23 protein-coding genes are annotated in these 25,696 nt (G+C 66.8%); 9 read left to right on the top strand and 14 right to left on the bottom strand.

Annotated features, from left to right (window positions below):
* Window positions 1-3: 3 nt before the first annotated feature.
* From U1703_RS04400 to U1703_RS04385, 4 genes are read right to left on the bottom strand one after another with little or no spacing between them, the layout of a single operon-like run.
* Entirely contained in the window at window positions 4-957 is a 954-nt protein-coding gene (locus U1703_RS04400) for a FecR family protein (RefSeq protein ID WP_332784748.1), read from the bottom strand.
* On the bottom strand, window positions 954-1,505 hold the full coding sequence (locus U1703_RS04395) for an RNA polymerase sigma factor (protein ID WP_320452126.1): 552 nt from the start codon (window positions 1,503-1,505) through the stop codon (window positions 954-956). Before U1703_RS04395 ends, U1703_RS04400 begins: the two co-directional genes overlap by 4 nt.
* 15 nt (window positions 1,506-1,520) lie before the next feature.
* Window positions 1,521-2,321 (bottom strand): ChbG/HpnK family deacetylase, encoded by an 801-nt coding sequence (locus tag U1703_RS04390; RefSeq protein ID WP_332784747.1) that lies wholly within the window; start codon window positions 2,319-2,321, stop codon window positions 1,521-1,523.
* Window positions 2,296-3,195: a glycosyltransferase family 2 protein gene (locus U1703_RS04385; RefSeq protein WP_332784746.1), complete on the bottom strand. Its 900-nt coding sequence runs from the start codon at window positions 3,193-3,195 to the stop codon at window positions 2,296-2,298. The genes U1703_RS04390 and U1703_RS04385 overlap by 26 nt, the downstream gene beginning before the upstream one ends.
* A 268-nt stretch (window positions 3,196-3,463) precedes the next feature.
* Here U1703_RS04385 and U1703_RS04380 point away from each other — a divergent pair, with 268 nt between their 5' ends.
* The 3 genes from U1703_RS04380 to U1703_RS04370 all read left to right on the top strand — a co-directional run bounded on the left by U1703_RS04380 (window position 3,464) and on the right by U1703_RS04370 (window position 8,359).
* Window positions 3,464-4,906, top strand: coding sequence for an ArnT family glycosyltransferase (locus tag U1703_RS04380; protein WP_332784745.1), 1,443 nt, complete (start codon window positions 3,464-3,466; stop codon window positions 4,904-4,906).
* A gap of 85 nt (window positions 4,907-4,991) precedes the next feature.
* Window positions 4,992-5,855, top strand: coding sequence for a glutathione-dependent disulfide-bond oxidoreductase (gene yghU / locus U1703_RS04375; protein WP_332784744.1), 864 nt, complete (start codon window positions 4,992-4,994; stop codon window positions 5,853-5,855).
* A gap of 110 nt (window positions 5,856-5,965) precedes the next feature.
* Window positions 5,966-8,359 (top strand): hypothetical protein, encoded by a 2,394-nt coding sequence (locus U1703_RS04370; protein ID WP_332784743.1) that lies wholly within the window; start codon window positions 5,966-5,968, stop codon window positions 8,357-8,359.
* 65 nt (window positions 8,360-8,424) lie between these two features.
* On the opposite strand, the gene U1703_RS04365 is transcribed toward U1703_RS04370, so the two are convergent.
* Window positions 8,425-9,204 (bottom strand): glutathione S-transferase family protein, encoded by a 780-nt coding sequence (locus U1703_RS04365; protein WP_332784742.1) that lies wholly within the window; start codon window positions 9,202-9,204, stop codon window positions 8,425-8,427.
* Window positions 9,201-9,653, bottom strand: coding sequence for a MarR family winged helix-turn-helix transcriptional regulator (locus U1703_RS04360; RefSeq protein ID WP_332784741.1), 453 nt, complete (start codon window positions 9,651-9,653; stop codon window positions 9,201-9,203). The genes U1703_RS04365 and U1703_RS04360 overlap by 4 nt, the downstream gene beginning before the upstream one ends.
* 109 nt (window positions 9,654-9,762) lie before the next feature.
* On the opposite strand from U1703_RS04360, the gene U1703_RS04355 reads away from it, so the two are divergent.
* Entirely contained in the window at window positions 9,763-10,188 is a 426-nt protein-coding gene (locus tag U1703_RS04355; RefSeq protein WP_320452118.1) for an organic hydroperoxide resistance protein, read from the top strand.
* A 72-nt stretch (window positions 10,189-10,260) separates the two neighbouring features.
* Here the strand turns inward: U1703_RS04355 and U1703_RS04350 are convergent, their stop codons facing one another.
* A complete protein-coding gene (locus U1703_RS04350; RefSeq protein ID WP_320452117.1) occupies window positions 10,261-11,283 on the bottom strand; it encodes a LacI family DNA-binding transcriptional regulator in 1,023 nt (340 codons plus the stop codon).
* Window positions 11,284-11,348: 65 nt separating this feature from the next.
* A complete protein-coding gene (locus U1703_RS04345) occupies window positions 11,349-13,874 on the bottom strand; it encodes a TonB-dependent receptor domain-containing protein (RefSeq protein ID WP_332784740.1) in 2,526 nt (841 codons plus the stop codon).
* Between the two features lie 196 nt (window positions 13,875-14,070).
* On the opposite strand from U1703_RS04345, the gene U1703_RS04340 reads away from it, so the two are divergent.
* Window positions 14,071-15,585: a tryptophan halogenase family protein gene (locus tag U1703_RS04340; RefSeq protein WP_332784739.1), complete on the top strand. Its 1,515-nt coding sequence runs from the start codon at window positions 14,071-14,073 to the stop codon at window positions 15,583-15,585.
* Between the two features lie 26 nt (window positions 15,586-15,611).
* Here U1703_RS04340 and U1703_RS04335 read toward each other — a convergent pair whose 3' ends face one another.
* The gene (locus tag U1703_RS04335; protein ID WP_332784738.1) at window positions 15,612-16,985 is read right to left on the bottom strand and encodes an FAD/NAD(P)-binding protein; all 1,374 of its coding nucleotides are present in this window, start codon (window positions 16,983-16,985) and stop codon (window positions 15,612-15,614) included.
* 165 nt (window positions 16,986-17,150) lie between these two features.
* On the opposite strand from U1703_RS04335, the gene U1703_RS04330 reads away from it, so the two are divergent.
* Window positions 17,151-19,427: a S9 family peptidase gene (locus tag U1703_RS04330; protein WP_332784737.1), complete on the top strand. Its 2,277-nt coding sequence runs from the start codon at window positions 17,151-17,153 to the stop codon at window positions 19,425-19,427.
* A gap of 15 nt (window positions 19,428-19,442) precedes the next feature.
* Here the strand turns inward: U1703_RS04330 and U1703_RS04325 are convergent, their stop codons facing one another.
* Window positions 19,443-19,685, bottom strand: a complete 243-nt coding sequence (locus U1703_RS04325) for a hypothetical protein (protein WP_332784736.1) — start codon at window positions 19,683-19,685, stop codon at window positions 19,443-19,445.
* Window positions 19,686-19,831: 146 nt separating this feature from the next.
* Window positions 19,832-20,362, bottom strand: coding sequence for a hypothetical protein (locus U1703_RS04320; RefSeq protein ID WP_332784735.1), 531 nt, complete (start codon window positions 20,360-20,362; stop codon window positions 19,832-19,834).
* Window positions 20,363-20,446: 84 nt separating this feature from the next.
* Here U1703_RS04320 and U1703_RS04315 point away from each other — a divergent pair, with 84 nt between their 5' ends.
* The 3 genes from U1703_RS04315 (at window position 20,447) to U1703_RS04305 (ending at window position 23,446) form a co-directional block, all read left to right on the top strand.
* On the top strand, window positions 20,447-20,764 hold the full coding sequence (locus tag U1703_RS04315) for a metalloregulator ArsR/SmtB family transcription factor (RefSeq protein WP_332784734.1): 318 nt from the start codon (window positions 20,447-20,449) through the stop codon (window positions 20,762-20,764).
* Between the two features lie 144 nt (window positions 20,765-20,908).
* On the top strand, window positions 20,909-22,276 hold the full coding sequence (locus U1703_RS04310; RefSeq protein ID WP_320452110.1) for an MFS transporter: 1,368 nt from the start codon (window positions 20,909-20,911) through the stop codon (window positions 22,274-22,276).
* Window positions 22,277-22,306: 30 nt separating this feature from the next.
* On the top strand, window positions 22,307-23,446 hold the full coding sequence (locus U1703_RS04305; protein WP_332784733.1) for a glycoside hydrolase family 68 protein: 1,140 nt from the start codon (window positions 22,307-22,309) through the stop codon (window positions 23,444-23,446).
* A gap of 143 nt (window positions 23,447-23,589) precedes the next feature.
* Here the strand turns inward: U1703_RS04305 and U1703_RS04300 are convergent, their stop codons facing one another.
* From U1703_RS04300 to U1703_RS04290, 3 genes are all read right to left on the bottom strand, one after another.
* Entirely contained in the window at window positions 23,590-24,639 is a 1,050-nt protein-coding gene (locus U1703_RS04300; RefSeq protein ID WP_332784732.1) for a LacI family DNA-binding transcriptional regulator, read from the bottom strand.
* Window positions 24,640-24,712: 73 nt separating this feature from the next.
* Entirely contained in the window at window positions 24,713-25,168 is a 456-nt protein-coding gene (locus U1703_RS04295) for a hypothetical protein (RefSeq protein ID WP_332784731.1), read from the bottom strand.
* Window positions 25,169-25,278: 110 nt separating this feature from the next.
* Window positions 25,279-25,696, bottom strand: a 418-nt coding sequence (locus tag U1703_RS04290; protein ID WP_332784730.1) for an electron transfer flavoprotein subunit alpha/FixB family protein, incomplete at its 5' end; no start/stop codon positions are given.

The raw sequence follows: 25,696 nt of genomic DNA, 5'->3' as shown, positions 1-25,696 counted from the left end.
CGTTCAACGATCCTCGTTCGACGCCCGCAAAATCCATCTTCCACCGCTCTGGTGCCACTCCGCCCCGATCAACTTCGCGAGACGCGGAACGTCCTTGTCGGCATCGCCCGTCACGCGGACCAGACCGGTGATGCTGCGATCGACCAGTGGCCCCTCCACCGCGAGGCGCATGCCATAAGCGGATTGCAGTCGCGCCGCAATCGTTCCCACCGTCTCGCCGTCCAGATCGAGATAGCCCTCGCGCCAGCCGCCGACCAACGCGGGATCGACCGACACACGGGTCAGTTGGTGTCGCCCTTCATCCAGGCGAATGGCCTGTCCGGCGGTCAGCGCGATCCGCTGTCCCAGCGGCGCCAGCGACACCGCGCCTTCGGCCACCGCGACGTCCAGCCGCTGACCCAAGCGGCGCACATCAAAGACGGTGCCCATGTCGCGAATAGAGACAGCCCCCGACTGCAATTCGAACGGCGTGGCGGGATCGTGGCGTACACGGAACAGCGCCTGCCCCTGCTCCAGCGTCGCGGTGCGCGTGTCGTTGCGGTCGTAGCGCAGCCGCGACCCGCCCGACAGTTCGATCCGGGTGCCGTCGCTCAGCGCGATCTGGCGCGTCTCGCCCGGCCGGGTCTGTTCGATGCGGATGTCGGGGCGATAGCGCAGCGCGACAGGGCCAGCGACCAGCGCGACCGCTGCCGCCACGCCGCCCATCAGCCACCAGCGACCCCAACCGGCATTGTCGTTCGCGGCGGCAATTTCGACCTCGGCGATAGGCGCGGGCGTCGGGCCCTCCATCTCGACATGCTCCGGGGCGACCAGCAGCGCATCGGCCATCGCCACGGCGTCATAGGCGCGGGCATGCGCCGGGCTGTCCTCCAGCCACGTCGCAAAGGCATCCCATTCGGCCGCGCTCATGTCGCGTTGCCGTATGTGCCAATCGATCGCCTGTTCCTCCAGCGTCACGCGCCCACGCTCCCTTCGTCTTCATGACGACGCCGTCGCTCCCGATCCGCACCCTCGGCTTCACGATTTTCCTGCAAAAATTGATAGGCGCGGCGCAGCAGCTTTTCGACCGCACTGACCGTGACCCCCATATGCTCGGCAATGGCGCGCTGCGGCTGTTCCTCGAAACGGAACAGGGTGAAGGCCTCGCGCATCCGATCGGGCATCTGCGCGATCAGGGCCTGCGCGCGGGCCAGTTCGCTGCGGCCTAGCGCCACGCGTTCGGGATCGGCATATTCGCCCGAGATCGGCTGCACCTCTTCCCATGCGCCGTCGCGCGCGCCGCGCCGGGCGGCGGCGACGCGCCGGTCGGTCGCCAGGTTGGTCGCCATGCGGCAGAGAAAGGGAATGGGCTGGTCGATCCGGCTGGCGTCCAGGTCGGCGACGCGCATCCACAGGTCCTGAAGCGCATCCTCGGCATCCTCCGCCGAGCCGAGCCGGGCGACCAGCAGGCGACGCAGCAACGGCCGCGCCTCCATGAACCGGCCTTCCAGACCCTCGCTACCCAATCGGCCGCCCTCGCGTCAGGCGGCGAAGGCCAACCCGCTTTGCGCCGCCATGTCAGACACCGAAACCGCGCGCAAGACATCCGCCTCGTCGCGCCGCGCCGCCGCGATCGCATCGCCCGGCCGCCTGCCCGCCCCCGGATGGCACATGACCAGATGGCGCGGCCCTGCCCGGTCGAAAAAGCAGGGCAATGCCTCGGCAAAGCGGCCGTCGAACCCGTAATGCCCGGCAAATCCGCGATTGCAGCGCAGGGATACCGCCTCTGCCGCACGGGTCAGCCCGCGCGAGTGATACGCACTGCCGATCGCCTTGCCGCGCCAGGGTCGGCCGAGCAGCGCACCCACCCGGTCCTCACACGTGCGCAGCCAGGCGTCGGGTGCCCGGCGGCGGGTAATCTCCAGCACGATGGGGCGGATGCCGGGCAGCGCATGGGAATGCTGGTGACCGTCGACAAAGGCGGGCGGGCGGCCCATCGCATCCTCGAACCGTTCGAATTGCGCCTCGACCTCGCGCCGGATCTCTCCGGCATCAAGTTGTCCGCGCGCCGCCATGCGGGTCAACGGATCGATGCCCGGCATCACCCCACCTTGCGTAAAACCGTTGGGCCAGATCGGCGCTTCTTCGGTCAGCGTCAGGTGCAGGCCGATCTGCGCCGTGGCGTTCAGGTCGCGCAACATCGCACTGTCCTCGCGCCAGTTGGGGCGCAGCGTCATGCAACTCGTCGCGTTCAATTTGCCCGAGCGCAGCAGCTCGGCGATGACCAGACTGTCCTCGGTGGAAAAGGCGAAATCGTCAGCGCAAAGAATAAGCTGGTTCACCCACGACTCCCGCCAGATGCTGATAGGCCGTCTCGCGCATCCGCTCGGTGGTCAGACGCCGCGCCTTCAGCCGCCGCGCCAGGAAATCGTAGAAGAACCAGTCCCCCGCGAACGGCGCCGCCACGCTGTAGACCAGCCGCTCGGTCAGCGTCCAGCGGATCGACGGCCGATCCCGCTCGCGGTCGGAGGGCACGCACCAGAAACCATCGGCATAGGCCATCGTCCCGTGGCGCATCACCCGGTGGATGACCTCATGATCCTCCAGCACGTAATTCCAGCGGCGCGAATCGAAACCGCCCGCCGCCTTCAGCGCCTCGGTGCGAAAGGCCTGCCCCGCGCCACCCGCATGGCATTGCCGCGGCAGGACGCGCCCCGCCAGCCGGATCGCGGCGGACTCGCGACGACGCTCCGCCTCGCCGTCCTGCGGCCCGATGAAATAGGCCCCCGCCACGACGCAGCCGGGCTTCTCCAGAAGCGCCTGCGCCTGCGCCAGATAATCGGCGGGATAATGGGTGTCGGCGTCGCAGGTCGCGACGAAGCGGGTATGGACATGCGCCAGCCCCAGGTGCAGCGCGTTGATCTTCCCCGGCTTTCCCTGGTGCAGGAGGATGTGGTCCAGCCCCAGCCGCTCGCACGTCTCCGTCGCGATGCGCGCGCTGGCGTCCAGCGAACCATTGTCGACCAGGACAAGCCGGAACCGCACCGTCTGTGCCGCCAGCCCCTCCAGCGTTGCGGCCAGATGCGTCTCTTCGTTGAAGAACGGCACGACGACGGTCCAGCACGGCGCAAGATAGCCGCCCCCCTGATCCGTCTTTCCCGCCCCGGTACAGGCATTGGCGTTCCGCCAGGCCGCACCCTCCGCATCAAGCAGCATATCGATTCCCGCCCACTGGACTTCACAACCCCCGTTGTCGAAGCCCCCGGAAATGGCGGTGCCAAAGCGCCGATCGCCGGGGGTTCATGGGTAGGACGTTGCCGATCGCGGATAACCGCACATGCCCGCGAACTTTTTTTCGACCTCGCTGGAACCATGTCGATTTTCTTTGCCCGCCCCTGAGCGCGGTGACATGGGGCGATCCGTGACGACCGCCCGCCCCGCTCCGCCCCCAGGCCCTCGTATATGGCCGATCCTGGACAGGCCGATGGGGGCCGCCCTGCTTCTGCTGGCCTTTGCGGTGCTGACCCGGATGCGGGATTTCGGCAATCCGGTCGCGCATGTCGACGAGCAATATTATCTGCTGGTCGGCGACCGGCTGCTGCACGGCGCGCGCCTGTACATCGATCTGTGGGATCGCAAGCCGCCGGGGCTGTTCCTGCTGTTCGCCGGGTTCCGCCTGCTGCCCGGCGACGGGTTCCTGGCCTATCAGCTAGTCGGCACCGCATGCACGGCGGCGACGGGCTGGCTGATCTGGTTCGCGGCGCGACGCATGGGACTGGGTTTTCCGGCCGGCTTGGCGGCGGGCGGCGCCTATATCCTGTGGTTGCCGCTGCTGAGCGGGGGCAGCGGCCAGTCGCCGGTCTTCTACAATCTGGCGATGACCGCAGCGGCGGTCCTGACCCTGGAATTGCCGCGCCGCGCCGCCGAACGGGCGGTGGGGGCCATCGTGCTGAGCGGACTGGCGGCATGCCTGCTGGCGGGCATCGCGATCCAGATCAAATACACCCCGCTGGTCGAGGGGGCGTTCTTCGGGCTGGCGCATCTCTGGTATCTGTGGCGGGCGCGGGCGAGGATCGGCGTCGTCCTGATCGCGGTACTCGGCTGGATGGCGATGGGACTCTTGCCGACGGTCGCGGTCGTCGCCTGGTTCTGGGCCAGCGCACCGGCGACGTTCGACGCTTTCTGGTTCGCCAACTTCACCTCGATCACGCTGCGGCGCGGCTATCCCGCCGCCAAGATCGTCGGGCGGCTGGCGGGGATCGGTGGACAGTTGCTGCCGCTGATCGCGTGCGCGGTCTATGCCGGGATCAAGGGGCCAAGGCATGAGGGCCTGGTACTGACCCGCATCTGGCTGGGCTTCGCACTCGTCGCCTTCGCGATGATCGGCGCGTTTTTCGACCATTATGCGCTGCCGCTGGTCGCCCCGCTGGCGCTGGCCGCCGCGCCCGCCTTTGCGATGCGCTGGCGAGCGGTGGTTGCGGTCTTTGTGATCGGGGCGGGACTGTTCGTCTTCCATGCCGCGACCAACGACCCGAGCGAAGGCGACGGCATCCGCCGGATGGCGCGGGTCATGGCGGCGGTCGATGGCGGCCAATGCCCCTATGTCTTTGCAGGTGACTCGAGCCTCTATCACCTGTCGGGCGGGTGCATACCCACGCCTTATGCCTTCCCCTCCTCGCTCGCCTATGAGGCCGAGCGCGGGGCGATCGGCATCGACGAAGCGGCCGAAGTGGCCCGCACCCTCGCCCGCCGCCCGCCTGCGATCGTCACGCTGGACGATCCCTTCTCGCCCTGGAACGCTGCGACGCAAGCGCAGATGGTGACGGCACTGGCACGCGATTATCGCCTGGTCCTGGCGGTCCCGCGCGAGGGACGGCGCGAGCTGTTGTACGTGCGCCGCGACCGGCCCGTTCCGCCCTTGCGATAAAAGCACGGCCGGGTCTGGTTTGCCCGGTTGTTTTGGGCTGGCCCCCGCCCCATTTGCGGCCCGAACCGCGATGGAGCGACCTGCCATGAGTGACGACGCCTATACCCCGCCCGCCATCTGGACCTGGGAAAAGGAAAATGGCGGCCAGTTCGCCTCGATCAACCGCCCCATCGCCGGGCCGACCCACGACAAGCCATTGCCGGTCGGCCAGCATCCGCTCCAGCTCTATTCGATGGGGACGCCCAACGGGGTGAAGGTCACCATCCTGCTCGAGGAGCTGCTGGCCGCGGGGCACAAGGACGCCGAATATGACGCCTGGCTGATCCGCATTTCGGAAGGCGACCAGTTCGGCAGCGGCTTCGTCGCGATCAATCCCAACTCGAAGATCCCCGCGCTGGTCGACCGCCGCGGGGCCGAGCCGCTGGCGATCTTCGAGTCCGGCGCGATCATGACCCATCTGGCCGAAAGCTTCGGCGCCTTCCTGCCGGCCGAGCCCGCCGCACGGGCGCGCGTGATGTCCTGGCTGTTCTGGCAGATGGGCAGCGCACCCTTCCTGGGTGGCGGCTTCGGCCATTTCTATGCCTATGCGCCGATGAAGATCGAATATGCCATCAACCGCTATGCGATGGAGGCCAAACGTCAGCTCGACGTGCTGAACCGCCAGCTTGCGGACAATGCCTATGTCGCGGGCGACGAATACAGCATCGCCGACATGGCGATCTGGTCCTGGTATGGGCAGCTGGTGCTGGGCGATCTCTACAAGGCCGCCGAGTTCCTGCAAGTCGGCGAATATACCCACGTCCTGCGCTGGGCCCGCGAACTCGCGGAACGCCCGGCGGTGAAGCGCGGGCGGATGGTCAACCGAACGATCGGCGATCCGTCCGAACAGTTGCCCGAACGCCACGACGCCAGCGACTTCGACCTGCGGACCGCCGACAAGCTGGGATAACCCTGCCCATTCCTCCCCATCGAAAATGGGGAGGAATGAAAGGTGACGACTGCATGTCATTTGTCTCGAGCGGGTTGATCCCACCGCCCGACTTCGCCTTAAGTCGAACCATGCTCCCCCGCTTCCTCCTGTCTCGCCCGTTGCTGGCGCTCGCGCTCGCCGCCGCCACCTTGGTCGAAAGCCCGCTCTGCGCCGCCGATCCCGCCCCCTTCGACCTGCCCGGCCCCGGCCTGCGGATCAGCGTCACGCGCGGCGACCGGACGCTGCCGATCGCCGAGGTGCCGAACCTGGCCACGGGCGATACCCTGACCATCGAGGCGGACCTGCCCAGCGACCAGCGGGCGCGCTACATCCTGTTCTCGGCCTTCCTCAGCGGTGCGACCAATCCGCCGCCCAAGAACTGGGTCCAGTCGGCCGACACCTGGAAACCCAAGGACAAGGATCGCCGCCTGACCCTGACGGTGCCCAAGGGCGCACGCCAGATGGCGCTGTTCCTGGTGCCCGACACGCGTGGTGCATCGGACACGATCGTCGATGCGGTGCGCGACCGGCCGGGCGAGTTCGTCCGCGCCGTACAGGACTTGAACCAGGCCTCGCTCGACCGGTCGCGGCTGAACGCCTTCGTCGCGGCGATCCGCGCGCAGGAGAACAGCCACCCCGAATTCCTGCGCACCCTGGCCCCCGCCTTGTCGAACAGCCTGGCGATCAAGCTGAACGCCGACTGCCTGGCGCGGGTCATCGAGTTGCAGGCCGCGTGCCTGCTGGAAAATCGCGACTCGCTGGTGCTGGCGGACATTCACAGCAGTTCGATGACCGACACGCTGATCGGTGCGCCGACCGACCTGGCGCTTCAGCTCAGCTATACGCGCGAAGCCGGGCTGGGCTATTACAGCCCCTATATCGGCGTCATCCGCGATATCGCCCGGGTGTTCGGCGCGTTCGGCAATCCGCAATTCGGCTATCTGCCGACCCTCGCCACGCGCGAGGGGGAACGGATGTCGCTGCTGCTCAACGCCGCGCCGTCCTTTGCCAAGCCCAAGTCGGTGCTGGTCGCCGCCATGCCCGCCATCGACGCGCCCAGCCCGCCGCGGTTGCGCGTGACCGGCGATGCGCCCCTGTGCGGCGCGCGTCCCGGCCTTGTCCTGCCGGTCGAGGGCGCGCCGCTGATCTATTCGACGGGTTTCGCCCGCAACATGATGGTGTCGATCACCGGCGCCGACGGCAAGACGATCGACCTGCCGGTCCGCGCCCGCGCCGATCGCGGCGGCTATGTCCTGACCGGGCCGCTGCCGACCGGCGCATTGTCCGGCAAGGTCTCGGCCAAGCTACACGGCCAATGGGGCTTCGACACGTTCGAGGGGCCCAGCTTCACGTTGCAATTCCCCGGCAGTGGCAACTGGCGGCTGGTCGATGCGGGCCAGAGCCTGGTCATCGGCCGTGACAATGGCCTGGCCCTCAGCGGCCCTGCGGCCGCGTGCGTGACCGGCGTCACGATGCGGATGGGCAATGGCGCGGCCCAGGCCGTGCCCTTCACGCTGGGCGGCGCGGACCGTATCATCGCCACGCTGCCGCTAAAGGGCCTGCGCGCGGGCGACGTCACGCTGGAGGTGCAGCAGATCGGCGACGCGACCCCCAATACGTTGACGGTCCGTGCCTATTCGCCCGCCAGCCGGATCGACACGGTGACGCTGGCCAAGGGCGACCGCTTCGTTACGCTGACCGGCCAGCGGCTGGACGAGATCGCCGGGATCGAGATCGGCGATGTCCACCTCACCCCCGCCGACCTGACGCGTGACGGCGATACCGACCGGCTGGTCGCCGCCGCCGGGCAAAATCGCCTGCCCGATGGGACGATCGCCCGGATCAAGCTGAGCGACGGGCGCACCCTGTCGGTGCCGATCACCGCCGCCCCGCCGCGCCCCGCCGCCATGCTGATCGCGCGCAGCCTGTCGCCCAAAGACGCCGCCGCAGCGGTCGCGCTCGCGACGCGGGACGAGACGGTGTTGCCCGACAATGCCCGGCTGACCTTCTCCCTGCGCGCGCCCGATGGAGCCCGCCTGACCCCGGCCGATGCGATCGAGGTCGCCACGGCCGACGGCGGCGCGTCCGTCACGCTGGAGGGCGGGCGCGACGTTCGCCTGTCTTCGCCCGAGGTCGCAGTGGCGACGCTCGACCCGGCGCGGCTGGGTCCGGCGGCGGCGGGCGCGCTGCGCTATCGGATCGTGCGGGGGAACATCAAGGGCGATTGGACTCCACTCGCCACGCTGGTCCGGCTACCGCGTGTCGATGGCGGCGGGTGCGAGGCAGCCGGGTGCTGGATCGCGGGGCGCGATCTGTTCCTGATCGACCGTGTTGCCGCAACGGCGGACATGGCGGGCGCGATCACGGTTCCGGCGGGTTTTACGGGCGCGCGGCTGACGGTTCCGGCGGCCAAGGACGGGTCGCTATATCTGGCGCTGCGCGACGCACCCGGCGTGGTGTTCACGATGGCGGACAAGCGGTAGTCGGAGTCCGCCAGCCTTCGACTTCGTTCAGGTTGGACGGAGCGCCGAAGGCTGGCACCCCACCCTCACCCCGGCCAGCTGAACCGGATCGTGTCCTCGCGAAGACCGTCTTGCACGATCGGCATCCCGCCCGAACGGATCATCCATTCCAGCCGGTGATCGCGATATTCGCGACGCCGACCGCCGCTGCGATAATGGTCCGCCGCGCTCGCCATATGGGCAGTCGCCGCATCGAACTCGGCAAAGGTTTCCGCCACGGCGGGCCGTGCCGCGACACGGGCGTGCCATAGCGCCAGCGGCGATCCCTCCGCCGGGCCCAGACCGTAATGGACCGAGCGATTGACCATCGGCGCAACCGCCGCATCGGCACGCCCGAACGTCTCGCCGCCAAACCACGGCGCATCGCCCAGATGCCGGGCCAGCCAGTCCTGCAGCACCCGCGTATCGGTCGCCGCGACATGGCGCAGGTCGTCGGCCAAGGCGCCCTCGGCCCGGCGGAACCACAGGATTTCGCCGAAGCCCCAGTTGACCGCCTCATACTGGCTATCCGCAATCTCCTCGATCTCGCGCTGGCGGGCGCGTGCCAGCGGATCGTGCGGCATCAGCGGCGTCTCCGGCCAGCGCTCGTCGAGATAGTCGAGGATGATGGTGGAATCGAAGATCGCCCGCCCCTCGACGATCAGCACCGGCACCTCGGTCCGGGGATTGGCGGCGGCGAAGTCGGTATCCTGCCGCCCGGTCCCGAAATCCTCCGGCAGCACGCAGGCAAAGGCGATACCCTTTTCGCGCAATGCGATCTTCACCTTCTGCCCATAGGAGGACAGTGGATGATCGTAGAGGATCACGCCGCGCCGCCTTGATCGGGACCCTGGTCCAATACCCGCCGCAGCCCGCGTATGTCGTCGCGGATACCGCACAGCCGCTCGACGGTCATGCCCGAACGCGCGGTGACTTCTTCGGCCAAGCATCCGCACTGGTTGCGCAATTCATCGCCGGTGGGGGTCAGCCGCACGCGCACCTGCCGCTCGTCCTTGGGATCGCGTTCGCGCACGAGCATGCCGCTCGCTTCCAGTCGCTTGACCAGCGGGGTCACCGTGCTCGACTCGAGGCCCAGACGCTGGGCAATCGCGCCGATCGTGCGTCCATCCTCTTCCCACAAGGCCAGCAGCGCCAGATATTGCGGATAGGTCAGGCCCAGTCGATCGAGCATGGGCTTGTACGTGCGTTGCATCGCCATGTTCGCCGAATACAAGGCAAAGCACAGCTGTTCGTCGAGCGGCCAAGGGGCCGACATCCGCCATCTCCCGTAATGCAGAAATGCGTATCGCGATAAAAGAACCGCTGGACAAGCCCGATCGACACATCCATATATGTATCGCGATAAATGTTATCGGAGAAACAGTGTGACGATCGACGTAAAGTATGAAACCCAGGCGCGGGCCACCGGCGGTCGCGACGGTCATGCCAGCACGGCGGACGGGACCCTCGACGTCAAGCTGTCCACCCCCCGCGAACTCGGCGGTGCGGGCGGCGACGGCACCAATCCCGAGCAGCTGTTCGCGGCCGGATACTCGGCGTGCTTCATCGGCGCGCTGAAGGTTGCGGGTCAGCAGCTGAAGGTAAAGATTCCCGACGATGTGGCCGTCTCGGCCAAGGTCGGCATCGGTCCGCGTGCGGCGGGTGGTTTCGGCATCACCGCCGACCTCACCGTCGATCTTCCGGGTATCGAGCGGGGCGAGGCCGAAAAGCTGGTCGAAGCCGCGCATCAGATCTGCCCGTATTCGAACGCCACGCGTGGCAATGTGGATGTCGGCCTGACGCTGGCCTGACATCTGCCAAGAACTCCCTGAAACCTTCACGGCGCGGTCGATCTTCCCTAAGACCGCGCCGACTTTTTATGGTCAGGCGGAATCGCGCACGATCAGGCGCGGCGGCATTTCAAGCCCCGGCGCCGGCCGCCCCTCCAGCCGGTCGAACAAGGCCGCGACCATCGCCCTGGCCCCCGCCTCCAGATCTTGCCGGATCGTGGTCAGGCGCGGAATGGCCCGCTCGGCCAGCGGCAGATCGTCGAAGCCCGTGACCGCGACATCCCCCGGCACCGACACCCCGCCCGCGACCAGTTCGGCCATGGTGGCAAGCGCGATCATGTCCGAGGCCGCGGCGATGCCGTCTATCCCCTCCCCCGCCGCGCGCAGCCGCGCCAGATTGCCCGCGATCTGGTCGGGCATCAGTTCGGGGGCCAGCGCCACATCGAGTTGATGCGGTGCGGGCAACCCGGCGTCGGCCAGCGCGTCGCACAGTCCCGCATGGCGCTGCGCCAGTTCCAGCGTGCGGATCTCGCCCATGAAGGCGATGCGACGGCGGCCCGTCGCGATCAGATGCTCACCCGCCAGCCGCCCGCCCAGCCGGTTGTCGACGCCGACCGCGCAGTGGCGCTGGCCGGGCATGGTGCTGCCCCAGACGACGAGCGGCATATAGGTCTCGGCGACCGCCTCGATCACCGGAAGCTGGTTCGACTGGCCGATCAGCAGGACGCCGTCGACCATCCCCGACCGGGTGATCCGCGACAGCCAGTCGTCGTCGTCCGGGATGATCCGCGACAGCATCACGTCATGGTCGCGCGCCGCCAGTTCGTCGGCGAGATGACCGAGCAGGGTCATGAAGAAGGGGTCGGATAGCCGCTGCCGCCGTTCATGGCCCAGCGGGATGGCGACGCCGATCACACCGGTGCGCTGGGCGCGCAGGCGGCGGGCCATCTGGTTGATCTGGAAATTATGCTCGGCGGCCAGTGCCTCGATCCGCTGGCGCGTCTCGGCATTGACGACGCTCTTGCCCGCCAGCGCGCGGCTGACGGTGCCGGGCGATACGCCGGCCAGCCGGGCAATGTCCTTCAGGGTGCGGGCGGGTGGGGCCGGATCGATCATGGCCAGCCTCCTGAACGAAAAATGGGGCGGATGCCAAGTCGGCACCCGCCCCAGGGAGAGATCGATCAGAAGCGGTAGCGGACCGAGGCCGTCACCGTGCGCCCATAAAGCGCGGTATTGTTGAACACGCCTTGGGTCGACGACAGGACCGGGAAGATGCCGCCGCCGCCACGGAAGCCCAGCTTGTCAAAGATGTTGTTGGCGTTCAGGCCCAGCTCCAGCTTGTCGATCGGCCGGATGGTGATGAAGCCGTTGAAGAAGGTCGAGCCCTTGATCGTGTAGAGGTTGAAGTCGTCCGACTTGGTGCTGGTCTGGCCGTTCATGCTGACGCCGAAGGCCACAGGACCGGCATCATAGGACGGCGATACCACGAACAGAAAGTCGGGCAGGCCGCCGGGCTTCTTGCCGACCAGCTGCGGCGTCGCGCTGCTGGTGATCTTCGAATTCGCATAGGTCGCGTCGACCGACAGGTGGAAATCACCATAGGTCACGCGGCTGCTGAACTCGATACCGTAGGAGCGATAGCCGTTGGAGATGTTCGGATTGTTGTTCGGCGCCGGGTTGTTGATCCGGGTGAAGTCGTAGTTGTTCTCGGTCAGGGTCGAGTGGAAGCCCGTGACTTCGACCGAGTAGGACGCACCCCCCAGGCCGCCGCGCTGCTTCAGGCCGATTTCCTGCTGGTTGAGGAAGTTGACCGAAGTCGCCTGCCCCTGTGCGTTCAGCGAGCCGTCCGCGTTGAAATTGCCCGACAGGACACGGCGGTCGGCGTTGAAGCGGCCGCCACGGCTGGCGCGGGCAAAGACGCTGGTGCTGCTGTCAAAGGCGTAGAGCGCGCCGACCGACCAGCTGAAATAGCCATCCGTATAGTTGATCTTCTCCACGCTCGGGCTGAGCACCAGCGAGGGGATCAGCGCCGAACCCAGCGCATCCGTCACGCGGGTCGTGGGACCTGCGACGCCGCCCTGCGCGGTACCCTCGCCATGGACGCTGTCGTAACGGACCGAGGCGTCGAGGTTCAGGCCGCCGACTTCATAGCCCGCCTGCAGGAAGGGTGCGACGTCGGTATAGGTCAGGTCGACACGACGCGCGCAGCAGCTGCCCCAATTGTCGTTGAACCCGGCCTGGCCAGCGGCGGTCAGCTGCGTCCCCGTGGTCGAGAACAGGTCGAGCGGCGCGGCATTCTCGCCGTTCAGCTCGCTATACTGGCGGTTGACGTGCCAGTCCTGAACGATGTTCTGCCGCATCACGAACAGACCGGCGGTCACCCGCGCCTTGCCCGGCCCGACGTCGAACTTGCCGTTCAGCGACAGGTTGTTGGCGAAGTTGTCCATGTTCTTCATGAACACGTTGATGTTCGGATTGTTGTTGATGTACGCGCCGGTGAACAACTGGCCCGTGTTCGGACCCGCCGCATAGCGGATCGAGCCGACCGTCTGGCCGTTCACCGTCGAACCAATCAGGCCGCCGGTGCCGGTGCGCGTCTGGACATTGATGAACTGGGTCGTGAAGTTGCCGCTGATCCACTGGTAACGCATCGTGTCGTCCAGCGAGATATTGTCGGTGATGTCGTAATGGACCTGGCCGCTGATGCCGGTGACGCGCGGGTGGATGCCCTGCACCTCGGCCGACTTCACGCCGCCATTGTCATAGTCCAGATACTGGAAGTTGCGATTGTAGATCGTATAGGCCGAACCCGAACGCCCGTCGAAATTGGGCAGCGGGGTGAAGCCGGTCACGCGATCGCCGTCCAGCGTGGCGAGCGTCGGCGTGGTGGTGTTGGTCGGCGCCTGCTCGTCCAGCCGCTTGAAGTACAGGCGGATGAAGCCGCGATTGTCGGCCAGATCGCGGGTGATGTTCGCCTTGATCTGATAACCGCGCAGGATGTTGAAATTCTCGTTGGTATAGCCGCCGCCGTTGCGCGCATAGCCGCCGACATGGAAGCGGGTGCTCTCGTCGATCGGGCCGCCATAGTCGAAGTCGACGCGATGCTCGCGGAAGCCCAGGCCGTTGGAATAGGCGATCTGGCCGCCCTGCACGTCGCCGGTCTTGCTGATGAAGTTGATGACCGCGCCCGGTGCCTGGCTGGCGAAGGTCGAGGCAGAACCGCCGCGCACCGCCTCGACCGTCTTGATGTTCTGGTCGAAGCGCAGCCAATAGTCGTTGTTGCCGAAGTTGATGTCGCCGAACAGGACGTCGGGCAGGCCGTCTTCCTGCAGCGAGACATATTCCGAACCGCCGGTCGACACCGGGATACCGCGCACGCCGATATTGGCGTTACCGCCCGGGCCCGCGGTGTCGCTGGGCTGAAGGCCGGGGATGTTGCGCAGGATTTCCGCGGTCGAACGCGGGGTGAAATTCTGGATCGCCTCCTGGCTGACCTGCGAGACCGAGATCGAGCTGCGGAAGCGCGACCGCTCGCCGCTGGTCGCGGTGACGACGATGTCTTCGCTGGACACGCCGGCATCGGGGGTCGCGCCCTCCTGAGTCGCCGGGGTGGGAGCTTGCGCCGTCTGTGCAAAGGCCGGTGCGCTGATCAGCGCCACTGCCAAGGCAGCCATCGATCCGCAGGAACGCAGAACGTTCGTCGTCATAACCCTCTCCTGATTCGTCCCGCTGTCCGGGATGCCGTGTATTTTGGGTATCACACTCGCAATCGTTTGCAAGGCAGCATTGCAAACCATTGCAAAGAATTTTACCTTTCTGTGATCGAGAAAGCACAGCGGCGCGGGCCCTATCGACCGGCTAAGAATGTGCGGGGCCGCGCGTGCCCAGAGGAGAGAGATGGCGATGACGACCCCTTCCCCCGATGCGATTCGCTCGGTCGTGATCGTCGGTGGCGGCACGGCGGGATGGATGACGGCCGCGGCACTCGCCCATGCCAGTCCGCGCGGGCTTTCGATCACGCTGGTCGAATCGGATGCCATCGGCACGGTCGGCGTCGGCGAGGCGACGATCCCGCCCATCCGCCTGTTCAACCAGACGCTGGGCATCGACGAGGCCGAGTTCCTGCGCGAGACGAAGGGCAGCTTCAAGCTGGGTATCGAATTCGTCGGCTGGGGACGCGAGGGGCATCGTTATTTCCACCCCTTCGGCACGCACGGCAAATCCTTCGATCTGGTGGCGGTGCATCAGCATTGGCTGGCGGCGGGCGGGCCGGACAGCGGCATCGCCTTCGATGACCTGTCCATGGCCTGGGGCGCGGGCCAGCGCGGGCGGTTCGCCGCGCCGATGGCCGATCCGCGCAGCGTCGCCTCGACCTTCGACTATGCCTATCATTTCGATGCCGGGCTCTATGCCCAGTTCCTGCGCCGCTATGCCGAGGCGCGCGGCGTGGTGCGGGTCGAGGGCAGGATCGCGGGCCACGCTTTGGAGGACGTTCGCGGTCATGTCGCCTCGGTCATGCTGGACGATGGCCGGGTGCTGACGGGCGACCTGTTCGTCGACTGTTCGGGCTTTCGCGGGTTGTTGATCGAGGAGGCGCTGGGCACCGGTTATGAAGACTGGACGCACTGGCTGCCCTGCGACCGCGCGGTCGCGGTGCCGTGCGAGACCGGCGGGGACGGCCTGACGCCCTATACCCGCTCGACCGCCCGCGAAGCGGGGTGGCAGTGGCGCATCCCGCTCCAGCACCGGACGGGCAATGGCTATGTCTATTGCAGCCGCCACCTGTCGGACGACCAAGCTGCGGCGACGCTGATGGCGAATCTGGACGGGCGGGCCTTGGGCGATCCGCGTTTCCTGCGCTTCACCACCGGGCGGCGCAGACTGATGTGGAACCGCAACGTCGTGGCGATCGGCCTGTCGAGCGGGTTCATGGAGCCGCTGGAGTCGACCAGCATCCACCTGATCCAGGCGGGCATCGCCAAGCTGCTTGCCTATTTCCCCACCCAAGCCTTCTCACCTGCCGTGATCGAGGAATATAACCGCGTCGCGATCACCGAATATGAGCGGATCCGCGACTTCCTGATCCTGCACTACAAGCTGACCGAGCGGACCGATGCACCGCTGTGGCGCCAATGTGCGGCGATGCCGATCCCCGACACGCTGGAAATGAAGATCGCGCATTTCCGCGAGAGCGGTCGGCTGGTGGCGCGCGACATGGACCTGTTCGGCCCGGCGAGCTGGGCGGCGGTGCATATCGGGCAGTTCAACATGCCCCAGGGACTGGACCCGCTACTGGCTTACGGCGACCCCGTGCAGAGCCGGGGCTTCGTGGGCAAGCTGGCGGGCGCGATCGGACAGATGGCGGAATCCATGCCGAGCCATGCGGATTGGTTGAAGAAGATCGGGGCGATGGCCTGATTCCTCCCCCGGAGGGGGAGGAACGGTCAGAGCCCCTCGCCGCCGACCCATTGCGCGTGCGCCAGCCGCCGCGCCAATTCCCAATTCTGTTGCCGCAAGTCCGGCACCGCGACCACCTCCCAAAGCCCGCCGCGCGTCATCGGGCCGATGCAATAGAGCCGGTCGTCCACCCCGCCATCCGCCGCGACGACATGGCTCTGCGCATCGACCTCCAGCCCGATGCGCAAGGCATCGGGGCGGATCATCCCGGCGTCCAGCAGCTGGCGGATCAACGGTTCGCGCGACCGGAGCAGGTCGCCCTGCGGCCCAGTGCAGTTGACGATCCGCGCGACCTCCAGCGTCTCGACCGCCTCGGCTCCGCGCGGGCGCCAGTGGACGACCGCGCCCTGGCCCTGCGGTTCGACCCGCACCAACTTGCCGCCCGTGATCGCCAGCCGCCCCGCCGCCATCAGCGTCTCGACCCGATCGGCGACCGAGGGGGCCAGACGATGACGATGCACATCCCAATAGGGTCGCACGTGGCGCAGGAAGCGTGCCCGCGTCGCGCCGTCCGCCGCGCCCCACATCATCTGCGTCACCGGGCGCAGCGCATCGACCGCGCCGCGCCACCCCTGCTCCTGCGCGGCGCATCGCACGTGCCGGACCAAGGCGGACAGGCTGGCGGCGGGCCGTTCGCGCAAGGGCGTGACCGGCGGCGCATCGGCATGGCGGCGCGGCAGCAGCCCCCGCCTGGACATCGCGATGGTCCGCCCGCCAAAGCCGCTCGCATCCAGCAGCAGCGCCGCATCGATCGCGGTCAGCCCGCTGCCGACCAGCAGCACCTGGTCATCCTCGCCCAACCCCTCGGCGATATCCCCGGCCCAGGGGTCCTCGCGGTAACAGCCCTCGGCCAGGGTGGCCGGGTCGATACCGGGCGGCGTGTGCGGCGGCAGATTGCCCAGCGCCAGCACCACCGCATCGGCGGTCAGCGCGGCCCCATCGCTTCCCTCCTCCGCCATGCGCAGGCGATAGCCCGGCCCGTCGCGATCCAGCCCGACGACCTCGCCCTTTGCCAGGGTCAGCCGCGCCGGGTTCGCCGCGATCGTCTCCATCAACAAGTCGCGCAGATAGTCGCCATAAACCCGGCGCGGCACGAAGGTCTTGGCATCCCCTGCCCCCCGCGCGACCAGCCAGCGGACGAAATGGTCCGGATCGTCGCGCAACGCGCTCATATTGCCCGCGCGGACATTCAGCAGATGGTCGGCATGGGCCGCGCTATAGGCGACACCGCGTGCCAGCTGGTTGGCGCGCCGTTCGATCAGCGTGGCGCGGGGTCCGTCATGGCGAACCAGATTGATCGCCAGCAGCGTGCCTGCAAAGCCGCCCCCGATGATCGCGACATGCTCGATACCCGCCGTCATCCGCCAGTCGTCCTTTCCCGATCGCCTGAGCACCTTCCTTAGTCGCATCGGAAACGATCGCCACGAAGATTTCAGTATACGATTTTCAGAGACATGGTTAGGCTGGCGGTTTCCAATCAGGGAGTGAATGGGTCGATGCGGTCGTGCTGGCGGATTTCCGGGCTTTTGGTTTCCCTGTCCTCGATCGCGCTGGCGACGCCGCTGACGGCGCAGACGCCCGTGCCGCTGCCTCCCGCCGAAACCACCGCCGGCACCCCGTCCGCCGCGCCCACCGGTGCCCTGTCGGTCGAAGGCATTTTCGGCCGGGGCGCGGTGCGTACCGAGTCCGTCCGCTCCAGCCGCTGGAGCAAGGACGGCGAGAGCTATCTCGCGCTGGAGTCCGCGGCCAAGGGCGGGCAGGATATCGTCCGCTATCGCATCACCGATGGCCAGCGCCAGGTCGTGGTCGCCGCCGCCGACCTGATCCCGGCAGGGGCCAGCGCGCCGATCAACATCGACAGCTATGAATGGTCGCCCGACGACAAGTGGCTGCTGATCCAGACCAACGGCCAGCGTTTCCGCCGGACCAACGCACTATCCGACTATTGGCTGTACGACGTGGCCAATCGCCGCCTGCACAAGGTCGGGCCGGACGCCGCGCCCTCGACCCTGCTCTATGCCACCGTCTCCCCAGACAGCAGCCGCATCGCCTATGTCCGCGCCAACAACATCTATGTCGAGCCGATCGCGGGCGGTGCGCCCATCGCCCTGACCAAGGACGGCGACGACTATGTCGTCAACGGCCTGGCCGACTGGGTGTATGAGGAAGAATTCGGCGTTCACCGCGCCTTCGAGTGGAGCCCGGACTCCCGGCGCATCGCCTTCCTGCGCTTCGACACGAAGGGCGTCGGCACGTTCGACATGATCAAGAACACCGGCGGCCAGTATTCGCAGGTGATCCCGCTGCAATATCCCAAGGCGGGGACGACCAACTCGGCGGTGACGACCGGCGTGATCGACGTCGCCGATGGCGCGACCCGCTGGTTCAAGCTGACGGGCGATCCGCGCCAGAACTATGTGCCGCAGATCAGCTGGGCGGGTGGATCGGATGCGCTGTTCATCCAGCAGTCCAACCGGCTCCAGAACAGCTACAACGTCCTGCTCGGCGATCCGGCGACCGGCGCGGTCAAGCCGATCATGGTCGAGCGGGACGCCGCGTGGGTCGAGGCCAATGTCGCGCCCGAATGGCTGAACGGCGGGCGCAGCTTCACCTGGCTGTCCGAGCGCGACGGCTGGCGGCACCTCTACACCGTCGACCGAGCGACCGGTCGCGCGACCCTGCGCACGCCGGGCAAGTTCGACGTGGTCGAGCTGCTCAACGTCGATGAAAAGGCGGGCTATGCCTGGTTCATCGCCTCGCCCGACAATCCGACCCAGCGCTATCTCTATCGCACCACCCTGTCGGGCACGCTGAAGGTCGAGCGGCTGACGCCTGCGAACCAGCCCGGCACCCACAGCTACGACATCGCGCCGGGCGAGCATTGGGCGCTGCACACCGTCTCGCGCTTCGATGCGCCGCCGGTCACGGACATGCTCGACATGACCCGTCAGCAGCCGCTGCGGACGCTGGCCGCCAATGCCCCGCTGGCCAAGGTGATCAAGGACACCGGCCTGCCTGCGACCGAGTTCTTCCGTGTCGATATCGGCGGCGGCACGCAGCTGGACGGCTGGCTGATCAAGCCGCCGGGCTTCGATCCCGCCAAGCGCTATCCGATCCTCTATTTCGTCTATGGCGAACCCTGGGGCCAGACGGTCGCGGACCGCTGGGCCGGGTCGCAGGGGCTGTGGCACCGGATGCTGGCGCAAGGGGGCTATCTGGTCGCCAGCCTCGATCCGCGCGGCACCGCCACCCCGCGCGGCCATGACTGGCGCAAGAGCATCTATCGCCAGGTCGGCATCCTGGCCTCGGCCGACTATGCGGCGGGCGTGCGCAAGATGCTGGCCACCCGCCCCTATATCGACCCCGCCCGGATCGGCATCTGGGGCTGGAGCGGCGGCGGCGCGATGACCCAGAACGCGCTGTTCCGCTATCCCGACCTCTACAAGACCGGCATCGCGGTCGCGGGGCCGACCGACATGAAGCTCTACGACACCATCTATCAGGAACGGTACATGGGTCTGCCGCAGGACAATGTGGAAGGGTATAAGAACGGCTCGCCCATCACCTTCGCCGACCGGCTGAAGGGCAATCTGCTGCTGATCCACGGGACGCTGGACGACAATGTCCATTACCAGAACCAGGACCAGCTGGTCGACCGCCTGATCCACTTCAACAAGCCGTTCACGATGATGGCCTATCCCGACCGAAGCCACGGCATCTATGAGGGCGAGAATACCAGCATCCACCTCTATTCGCTGATGACCCGCTATCTGGAGACGAACCTGCCGCCCGGCGGGCGGTGAGCGGGGTTCACGATCCTATCCCAACGCATCGCCCTGTTTCACCACCCGGTGCAGGCCTTCGCGTGGAGCCAGCATCGCCGGTTCCTTGAGATCGTGGACGAGCCCCATGCGACGCAGGGCGATCAGCACCCACCATCCCGGATCATGCTGGCCCGGCTCGACACCCAAGCGGGCAGAGTCGGGCCAGGCATGGTGATTGCCGTGCCACGCCTCACCAAAGGTGATCAGCGCGGCGGCGGGCAGGTCATGCCCCTGCACCGCGACATCGTCTACGGTCCAACCCTGAGGCCTCGGCGATGGGTGACATGGCCGACCAGCCAGTGCCCCGTCACGCCGATCGCCACCCGCACGGGCACGCCCCAGACCAGCCAAGGCATGCCGCCGATCCAGAAGAACAACAACGCCTAGGGAAGCTGCTGCGCCATCCAGTTCCGCTCCAGCCACACCAGGAACCGGTCGTCGCGCAGGCGAGCCTCCGGCTCGAAACGTGGCGGATGCGTCAGGTCGAGGCGGCAATGCATCTGCCACCAGGCGTCACGGAGGAGTGGTGCACGGTGCGCATGCAGGTCGTGGCACGCCACCTGCCGCTGCGCCCAGTCGCGGGTATCGTGGAGCCGTACCATGCCCAGTGGCCCTGCCATGCCGACCAGCGTGCCCAGATAGACCAGCACCCGCTCCAACCAGAGCGGTGCGGTGAAACTACGATGGATGAGCAACCGGTGAAGCCCGATCGAATGCCCCAGACACAGCGTGACCGCCGACGTCATCAGCCACAGTGCCACCGCTCCCGGCGTCATGTACAACGGCGCCAGGACCAGCGCCGATCCGGTCATGCCGATCATCCATAGGGAGCGGATCGGTGCCCATCGTACCTGCCCCCGCCGTGCGTCGCTGTCCGGCAAGGCGATCATGCGTGCAGTCGAACGGACAGTCATACGACACTCCTTATACAATTAGGTATATTCCTAAATACCGAATGGCGTTTGTCAACGGTTAGCGAATTGCCTAAATGTCCCCGCATGCAACGCGTATTCGAGGCCCTCGCCAATCCGGCCCGCCGCCGTATCCTGGCCTATCTGGCCCATGCCGAGTTGAGTGCGGGCGACATCGCCTCGCGCTTCGACATGGCCAAGCCCTCCATTTCGCAGCATCTGTCGATCCTGGAAGCAGCGGGCCTCGTCACCAGCCAAAAGCGCGGCCAGTTCGTCTTCTATCGGCTGGTGCCGGAAAGCCTGACCAACACGCTGAACGGCTTCGTCCAAGAAGTCTGTCCGGTGGCGCGCCCATTGAAGCGGGAAAGTGCTGCTTTGGCCCGCAAGGATGACGACAAGCCCTAAACGTTTCTAAAATTGCCGTTACACGGCTCGTCGCTTATCGTTGCAATCGTTTGTTGCAATCTATGATCCGTCACGGCATGATGGCCCCGACGCGGCAAGCCAGCGATAGACTACAGGCCCACCCCCGCGTGCGAGAGGACCCGCATGACCCCGTCCAACCCCGCCGCCGGAACCGGAACGCCGTTCAAGCCGCGTCTGTCGCTGACCCGTATCCTGGAAATGAATCTGGGGTTCCTGGGCCTGCAGTTCAGCTTCGGGCTGCAACAGGGCAACATGGCGCCGATCTACAGCTATCTGGGCGCGTCCGAGGCGCAGATCCCGCTGTTGCAGATGGCCGGGCCGATGACGGGCCTTTTGATCCAGCCGTTGATCGGCGCGATGAGCGACCGGACGGACAGCCGCTGGGGGCGGCGCACGCCCTATTTCCTGATCGGCGCGGTGCTGTGCGCGCTGGGCCTGTTCTTCATGCCGCTCAGTTCGTCGCTGCTGATGGCGGTGTCGCTGCTCTGGATCCTGGATGCGGGCAACAACATCACCATGGAGCCGTACCGCGCCTATGTCTCCGACCGGCTGGACGGGTCGCAGCACAATGTCGGCTTCCTGACGCAGAGCGCGTTTACCGGTCTGGCGCAGATGCTCGCCTTCCTCACGCCCTCCATCCTGGTCTGGGCGGGGATGAACCCGGATTGGGTGGACGGGCACAACATCCCCTATACCGCGCGCGTCGTCTTCATGATTGGTGCGGTCCTGTCCTTCGTCACCATCGTCTGGTCGATCCGGCGGGTCCCCGAACTGCCCCTGATGCCCGAGGAGCGCGCGCGTATCGCCGCTGCGCCGAAGGGCATCGGCGCCACCTTGAAGGAGATTGGCGACGCGATCCGCGACATGCCGTTGCCCATGCGCAAGCTGGCGCTGATGAGCCTGTTCCAATGGTATGCGATGATGGCCTATTGGAACTACGTCATCTACGCGATCGGCCGCTCGGTGTACGGCACGGCGGATGCGACCTCGTCGGGTTTCCACGCGGCGGTGCTGACCAATGGCGAGGTGGCGGCCTTCTATAACGGCGTCGCCTTCGTCGCGGCCTTTGCGATGGTGCCGCTCGCCAAGCGGATCGGCGCGGCGCCGCTCCACGCCGCCTGCCTGGTCATCACCGGGATCGGCATGATGGTGATGCCGCACATGACCAGCAAGGCGATGCTGTTCCTGCCCGCGATCGGTATCGGCCTGGGCTGGGCGAGCATGATGGGCAACCCCTATGTCATCCTGGCGGGCTCGATCCCGCCGGAGCGGACCGGCGTCTATATGGGCATCTTCAACATGATGATCGTCATCCCGATGCTGATCTTCGGCGTGACGCTGCCGCTATTCTACCAGAGCTGGCTGGGCGGCGATCCGCGCAACGTGCTGACGCTCTGCGGCGTGCTGATGCTGCTGGCCGCCGTCTCGGTCTATACGGTTCGCGCCCGCAATGCGCAGGGGCTACCGCTCGGTGCGGCCCCGCAAGCCTGATCCCCTTTACCCGATTTTCCCTGAGGTATCATGACCGACGTTCCTGCCCCTTGGCCCAACCCTGCCCATTGGTCCGCCGAAGCGCTGGCCGGGATCGCCGCGCAGGCCGATGCGCGCCTGCCGGTCTTTACCGCCGCGGACGTCGTGCCGATCCTGCCCGATCATGATCTCTGGGACATGTGGCAGATCGCCTATGCCGATGGCCGCACCGCCTTTTTCGGCGGGCGGAGCTGGTGGTTCTTCCTGGCGACGCCGCGCCTCTCCGATCCCGAGATGCGGCATGACGAAGCGCGCATCCGCCTGACCAGCTATGGCGCGGATGGCTGGCGCGATCATGGCGTGACCTTTGCCGACGGCTTCACGCCGGGTAGCCGCGAATGGTCGGGCTCGGCCGTGCTGGGCGAGGACGACACGACGCTGACCATGTATTTCACCGCCTCCGGGCGGCGCGGACAGCCCCGCACCTTCGAACAGCGCCTGTTCGAAACACAAGGACGCTTCATCGTCGAGGGCGAGGACGCACGTACCGAAGGCTGGAGCGAACCGGTCGAAAGCGTCGCGGCGGACGGCCATCATTACATCGTCGCCAATCAGGCCGAGCCGGAAAATGGCGGCATCAAGGGCTTTCGTGATCCCGGCTATTTCCGTGATCCTATGGACGGCGCGGAGTATCTGCTGTTCGTTGGCTCGGCGGGCTGGGTGAAACAGGATATCGACGGCGTCGTCGGTGTCGCCAAGCGCGAAGGCGACCGCTGGACCATCCAGCCGCCGCTGATCGAATCCCTCGGCGTCAACAGCGAACTGGAGCGGCCGCACATCATCGTGCGCGACGGCCGTTATTATTGCTTCTGGTCGACTCAGGAGAAGCGCTTCGCTCCGGGCCTGGGCGCGCCGACCGGACTATATGCGATGGTCGCGGATCGCTTCGCGGGGCCGTGGCGGCCGGTCAATGGCACCGGGCTGGTCGCGGGCAACCCGGTGGACGAGCCGACCCAGGCCTATTGCTGGTGGGTGACGGGCGAAGGCGATGTCACCAGCTTCGTCGATTACTGGGGCATGGCAGGCCGCGACGCGAGCGATGACGTATCCCTGCGCCGCGAGCGTTTCGGCGGGACCGCCGCGCCGTGGTTCAGACTGGCGTTCGACGGCGACCGGGTGACGATCGCCTGAACTATTCCTCCCCTACAAGGGGAGGTGGCAGGCCAAAGGCCTGACGGAGGGGTGTCACCCGTTGCGAAGCTTCCCACGCTCGCAACCGGCGTTCCCCTCCTCCATGCTTTACTGGTCCCACGTCTTGCCGGGGAGGAATGGGCTCAGGCCGTTTCGCGCACCATCAGTTCGGGGTCGAGCACCACCGACCCCGCCTCGCCCCCGCCGATCCGGGCGAAGAGCGCATCGACCATCGCCTGCGCGCCGGCCGCGATATCCTGGCGGATGGTGGTGATGCGCGGCACCGCCTGCGCGGCGAGCGGCAGGTCGTCATAGCCGATGACCGGCAGCGTGTCGGGCACCGCGATGGCCCGGTCGGCAAGTACGCGCACTGCGGTCATCGCGATCATGTCGGATGCGGCGACGATCCCGTCGATCGGCACGACGCCCCCGCCCTGCTCGACCAGTGCATCGATATGGGCGGCGATCTCCTGCTCCATCTCGTCGGAGGCGAGATGGGTGGGCAACTGTACCGGGCCGCCGTCCATTCCCGCCTCGGCCATGGCGCGCGCGACGCCGTCATGCCGCTGACGGATTTCGGGCGCGCCGATATCACCCAGAAAGGCGATGCGGCGGCATCCGCGCCCGATCAGGTGACGCCCGGCCAGATAACCGCCCTTCGCATTGTCGGTGCCGACCGCGGCATGGACCTGATCGGGCAGCGTCACGCCCCAGGCGACGAGCGGGCGATAGCGGCTGGCTACGCGTTCGATCGCCTCATACTGGTTGGACTGGCCGATCAGCAGCACGCCGTCGACCATGCCGCTGTCGACCACCCGGTCCAGCCAGTCGGCGGCATCCGGGATCACGCGTGACAGCATCACGTCATAGCCGTTCTCGGTCAGCGCATCGGCCAGATGCCCCAGCATCGTCATGAAGAATGGGTCGGACAAGTGCTGGCGGCGATCATGGCCCAGCGGCACGACGATGCCGATCACGCCGGTGCGCCGGGTGCGCAGGCGGCTGGCCATCTGATTGGGGCGAAAGCCGTGCAGGTCGGCCAGCGCCTGGATACGCGTGCGCGTCTCGGTATTGACCAGCGCCTTGCCCGCCAGGGCCCGCGACACGGTGCCGGGCGATACCCCCGCCATCTCCGCCAGATCCGCGATCGTCCGTATGCGGCGACCGCCCCCTCCCGTGATATTGTCTGTCATGAGCGAATGCTAACCGGAGCATCGCGGCGCTAACAAGCAGCCATCGAATTTTGCAGGGTTTTTCTCACATAGATCAGCGATATTCGGCGCTGACGTCCATTTTCAGGCCATGTAGCGCTATCACCCGCGCGCCCTGACATTGCGGGGCACCGACGATCCGCATCCAGCGCGACCCGCCCGGCGTCCGGATATGCGCATCGACGGTGAAGCCGCGACGGTGCCGGATCGCATAGGCGCGAAGCCGCTCGACCGCCGACAGGGACTCGGATCGATAGAGCCGCAGCACGCCGTCCCGATCCAGCGGCCGGTCGCGCCGCCAGGCGAACAGGTCGTAAACACCCGTCGACCAGTTAAGCCGGTTACATGTCAGATCGCAGGACCAGCGCCCGATACCCTGCGCGGCCAGCGCCGCGTCCTGGGTCCCGGCCAGGTTCAGGTCGGGTGCGTCGAGACATCCCAGGTCGAAACGCAGGCCGCGTTCGAACAGGGGCCAACTATGGTTCAACGCCAGAGGCTCTGCAGGCTTCATTCCGCACTCCACGACCATATGGGAATGCTACACCACAGAGCCTAAGTCGGATTTAACGCCGCAGGCGGACCGGCATCCCTCCCCACCCACTGAGGAGGGAGACCACATGTTCACACCTTGCCGGTCAGCTCCGGCACGACGGTGAACAGGTCGCCGACCAGGCCGATATCGGCGACTTGGAAGATGGGCGCGTCCTCGTCCTTGTTGATCGCGACGATGACCTTGGAGTCCTTCATCCCCGCCAGATGCTGGATCGCGCCCGAGATACCGACCGCGACATAGACTTCCGGGGCCACGATCTTGCCGGTCTGGCCGACCTGGTAGTCGTTGGGGGCATAGCCCGCATCGACCGCCGCGCGACTAGCGCCGACGGCGGCGCCCAGCTTGTCGGCGAGCGGGTCGATCAGCGCATGGAACTGCTCCTCCGAGCCCAGCGCGCGACCGCCCGAGACGATGATCTTGGCGCTGGTCAGTTCGGGCCGGGCATTCTCGGCCTTTTCCGCACCGACGAAGCGGGACTTGGCCGTA

The sequence above is a fragment of the Sphingomonas flavida genome (assembly GCF_036663655.1).
Taxonomy (GTDB): Bacteria; Pseudomonadota; Alphaproteobacteria; order Sphingomonadales; family Sphingomonadaceae; genus Sphingomonas.
The sequence above is the reverse complement of the archived record's forward strand: the minus strand, read 5'-3'. Positions and strand labels throughout refer to the sequence as shown.

What these genes read in the sequence shown, in the direction of transcription:
- U1703_RS04345 (WP_332784740.1), bottom strand. Translation starts at nt 13,874, where the DNA reads ATGACGACGAACGTTCTGCGTTCCTGCGGATCGATGGCTGCCTTGGCA.
- U1703_RS04295 (WP_332784731.1), bottom strand. Translation starts at nt 25,168, where the DNA reads ATGAAGCCTGCAGAGCCTCTGGCGTTGAACCATAGTTGGCCCCTGTTC.
- U1703_RS04350 (WP_320452117.1), bottom strand. Translation starts at nt 11,283, where the DNA reads ATGATCGATCCGGCCCCACCCGCCCGCACCCTGAAGGACATTGCCCGG.
- U1703_RS04310 (WP_320452110.1), top strand. Translation starts at nt 20,909, where the DNA reads ATGACCCCGTCCAACCCCGCCGCCGGAACCGGAACGCCGTTCAAGCCG.
- U1703_RS04340 (WP_332784739.1), top strand. Translation starts at nt 14,071, where the DNA reads ATGACGACCCCTTCCCCCGATGCGATTCGCTCGGTCGTGATCGTCGGT.
- U1703_RS04360 (WP_332784741.1), bottom strand. Translation starts at nt 9,653, where the DNA reads ATGTCGGCCCCTTGGCCGCTCGACGAACAGCTGTGCTTTGCCTTGTAT.
- U1703_RS04335 (WP_332784738.1), bottom strand. Translation starts at nt 16,985, where the DNA reads ATGACGGCGGGTATCGAGCATGTCGCGATCATCGGGGGCGGCTTTGCA.
- U1703_RS04370 (WP_332784743.1), top strand. Translation starts at nt 5,966, where the DNA reads ATGCTCCCCCGCTTCCTCCTGTCTCGCCCGTTGCTGGCGCTCGCGCTC.
- U1703_RS04320 (WP_332784735.1), bottom strand. Translation starts at nt 20,362, where the DNA reads ATGACTGTCCGTTCGACTGCACGCATGATCGCCTTGCCGGACAGCGAC.
- U1703_RS04315 (WP_332784734.1), top strand. Translation starts at nt 20,447, where the DNA reads ATGCAACGCGTATTCGAGGCCCTCGCCAATCCGGCCCGCCGCCGTATC.
- U1703_RS04380 (WP_332784745.1), top strand. Translation starts at nt 3,464, where the DNA reads ATGGGGGCCGCCCTGCTTCTGCTGGCCTTTGCGGTGCTGACCCGGATG.
- U1703_RS04385 (WP_332784746.1), bottom strand. Translation starts at nt 3,195, where the DNA reads ATGCTGCTTGATGCGGAGGGTGCGGCCTGGCGGAACGCCAATGCCTGT.
- U1703_RS04300 (WP_332784732.1), bottom strand. Translation starts at nt 24,639, where the DNA reads ATGACAGACAATATCACGGGAGGGGGCGGTCGCCGCATACGGACGATC.
- yghU (WP_332784744.1), top strand. Translation starts at nt 4,992, where the DNA reads ATGAGTGACGACGCCTATACCCCGCCCGCCATCTGGACCTGGGAAAAG.
- U1703_RS04305 (WP_332784733.1), top strand. Translation starts at nt 22,307, where the DNA reads ATGACCGACGTTCCTGCCCCTTGGCCCAACCCTGCCCATTGGTCCGCC.